Source organism: Pseudoalteromonas sp. TP27, assembly GCF_056470645.1.
Genome location: NZ_JARDAK010000059.1, coordinates 1 through 3,066, shown reverse-complemented (window position 1 = coordinate 3,066; position 3,066 = coordinate 1). Strand labels below are relative to the sequence as shown.

At 35.0% G+C, this 3,066-nt stretch carries 4 protein-coding genes; all 4 read left to right on the top strand.

Annotated features, from left to right (window positions below; translation table 11 throughout):
- Nucleotides 1-973: IS91 family transposase (locus PX700_RS21750; protein ID WP_479521920.1), on the top strand; the 973-nt coding region annotated here is incomplete at its 5' end.
- 174 nt (nt 974-1,147) lie between these two features.
- The gene (locus tag PX700_RS21745) at nt 1,148-1,606 is read left to right on the top strand and encodes an ISL3 family transposase (protein WP_446701179.1); all 459 of its coding nucleotides are present in this window, start codon (nt 1,148-1,150) and stop codon (nt 1,604-1,606) included.
- Between the two features lie 176 nt (nt 1,607-1,782).
- Entirely contained in the window at nt 1,783-2,739 is a 957-nt protein-coding gene (locus PX700_RS21740) for a YncE family protein (RefSeq protein ID WP_446701180.1), read from the top strand.
- 190 nt (nt 2,740-2,929) lie between these two features.
- Nucleotides 2,930-3,066: transposase (locus PX700_RS21735; RefSeq protein ID WP_479521921.1), on the top strand; the 137-nt coding region annotated here is incomplete at its 3' end.

Below are 3,066 nucleotides of genomic sequence, written 5' to 3'. Positions count from 1 at the left end.
TAAGTTATGCCCCTCGTGTGGCCAAAAGGCCACAGAGCGCTGGATATCAACTCAGAATGAAATACTTCCAGATTGTAAGTTCCGTCATATTACCTTCACTATGCCTGGTCAGTTTTGGCCAATATTTCAATTAAACCGATGGCTATTGAGTCCTCTTTTTTCTATTGCAGCGAATACCTTACTCACTCAGGCAGAAACTAAAAAATTAACCATCGGCATTTTTGCCGCTCTTCATACCTATGGTCGAAAACTAAACTTTAATTGCCATATTCACTTAGCCTTAGCTGAATTAGGCTTGGACAAACATGACAACTTAAAGAAGTTTTCATTTAAGTTTGCTTCATTAATGAAGCAATGGCGATATGGGATAATCAAACTACTGAGAGATAATTATGACCGACTGATATTCCCATCAGAGCTTAGCGATGAAGCAAAAAACATTCAGTCTTGGAATGCATTCTTAAACACACAATATAATCGTCATTGGAATGTGAATATCGCCAAAAAGACAAGCCATAAGAAACATACTGCTAAATATTTAGGAAGTTACGTAAAGAAGCCGCCGATAGCGGCCTCTCGCTTGAAGGAATATGCGAATGGGCATGTTACGTTCACCTACTTAGACCACAACAGCAAAAAACATAAAGAGTTATCGCTTACTCAAACAGAAATGATGTTGAGGGTGCTGAGTCATGTCCCAGAAAAACATTTTAAGATGGTACGTTACTTCGGTTTTTTATCGACACGTTTACGTGGCGATATGCTTCCAATTATTTATGAAAAGCTTGAGCAAAAAGTGAATAAACCAATGGTCTTTAGTTTTGCATCGATGATGAAAGCTCTTATGAAAGTAGACCCATTTGAATGCGTTTTATGTGGTTCAAAAATGTTTTTCAGCGGATTTATCCGAGGGCCTAAGCTTGGTCAATTGGTATCGTCAATAGAAAACCTAGCGTTATTAAGGCCAATTTAGAGCGCATGACTAGGATAGAACCGTCTTTTTGATGCCATTCTGAGTGAAAAACAAACAGAGTGGGTATATCCAGAGAATTAGAAAGAATCGCTCTTATCGAATGGCCTTACAGGACTGAAGGTATGGCTCGATATTGTTGTTGCTCTCAACTTTGAAATTCCTGTCCATCTAGTAGTGGGGGAGTATGCAGCACTCAAACCAGCTATATCCCTGCTGAGGAAACAAAAAGACCATTTCACTGATGAAGAAAAGGTTGTGGTTGAATCGCTGTTTTCAGTCTCACCAAAATTGAAGCAAGGCTATCAGTTTAGTCGTCAACTCAGTGGGATATTCGACAGTCATATTTCCCCAGAGGTCGCCAAGGAAAAGATGACCGAATGGGTGAATAACGTTACCGCTTCTGAGCTCACTTGCTTTAATCGGTTTATTCAAACTTTGGTGAATTATCAGGAGCAAATTACTAACTATTTCATCGCGCGTCATACCAGCGGATTTGTTGAAGGATTCAATAACAGAGTGAAAGTGTTGAAGCGACGATGCTATGGTTTATCAGAGCCCACTAGGTTATTTCAACGATTGCTCGTGGATACCACAGGTATGGCTAGATTCGCTCCTGGAGTGGCTGCTTTTTAAGCATTCCACGCAAAGACGCGTAGAGCCGAAATATTTGTTGTAATAAGCTTACTTAATTAACCGAAAGTATCATAAAAGTTTAATTTAAATGAATTTATGATACTTTATGTTGTATTTTTATTATTTAACTTTATATAATAATTTTAATTTAAATGTGCTAAAAATTGAGATTATTAATGAAAATAAAATTTATTCTATCTAGTTTATTCGTGACATCAGTATTGATGGGATGTAACTCTAATGATGCAATGATTGAAAAATATACATCGGCTTCTAAAAGTGATGGAACATTCGTTAACTTACCAATTAAAACTGTGTTTTCAAATTTATCAACACCAGAAAGTGTTACTCTTAATGGCAATAAACAATATATAAGTAATATTGGCGGTAATCCTGGTGAATCTAATGGTTTAGGATTCATTAATTTAGGAAATAATACTTATATTAATAATTTAGATGATCCTAAAGGAATGGCTATTATTGATGATGGTCATCACGCAATTCTTTCCGACCATCCAAATGTTAAACTTATCAATCTTGATACTGCTGAAGTAGTTCAAACATTACCTATTATGTCCGCAGGATTTTTAAATGACGCAGTGGCATTATCTAGTACCTCTGCTCTTATATCAGATACGGGAACTGGTGATGTATATCAAATTAAACTTTTGAATGGGAACATTACGTATTCTAAATTCATAACCGCTTCTGAATTAAATGGTAATGGTGTTAATGGACTTTTATTTGATAAAGAGACGTCTATATTATATTTGGTGACTTCAACATTTGGAGGGAATTTAGCTCAAGGTCACATCTATCAAACTATGTTAAATGAAACCTCAGAGCGAACTGGGAACATTGAACAATGGTCTATAGACATACTTGGTAATGGTAACCTTGATGGTATGGCATTAAAAAATGGTAAATTGATGATTTCAGATTGGGAAAATGATGATTCATCATCTAGTATTTTTATATTTGATATTAATACAAAAGAACAGGTTTACAAAATATCAGGGAATTTTAACTCTCCTGCTGATATAGCATTAGATCAAGATACTAATATATTATACATCCCTGAGTTCAATGAAAACATCGTATCTTCAATTAATATGAGTGACCTAATTAATTAATTATTATTTTTCTTATTGAAATAAGAATTATTATATATGTTAAGGCTGTTAAATTTATCAGCCTTTTTTGTGTATTATTATGAGTTAATTCGAATGTCATGGGGAATGGAACTATAATTTACCTGATTACCTCTCAAATTCCGCTTATTAGACTACACTTAAAATGAAGCAAAAAAATGAGGTGGTTATCATGGCTAAAAATAAAGTCCAATTTCAAAAAAACATTTCAATACATGGGTTTATTTCACAGTTAGGTACTGAAGAACAATGCCATAAACGACTGTTCGATATGCGATGGCCTTCTGGTTATCGTTGTGACAATTGCGG

Coding starts and splice junctions, on each gene's coding strand:
- PX700_RS21740 (WP_446701180.1), top strand. CDS start 1,783: ATGAAAATAAAATTTATTCTATCTAGTTTATTCGTGACATCAGTATTG.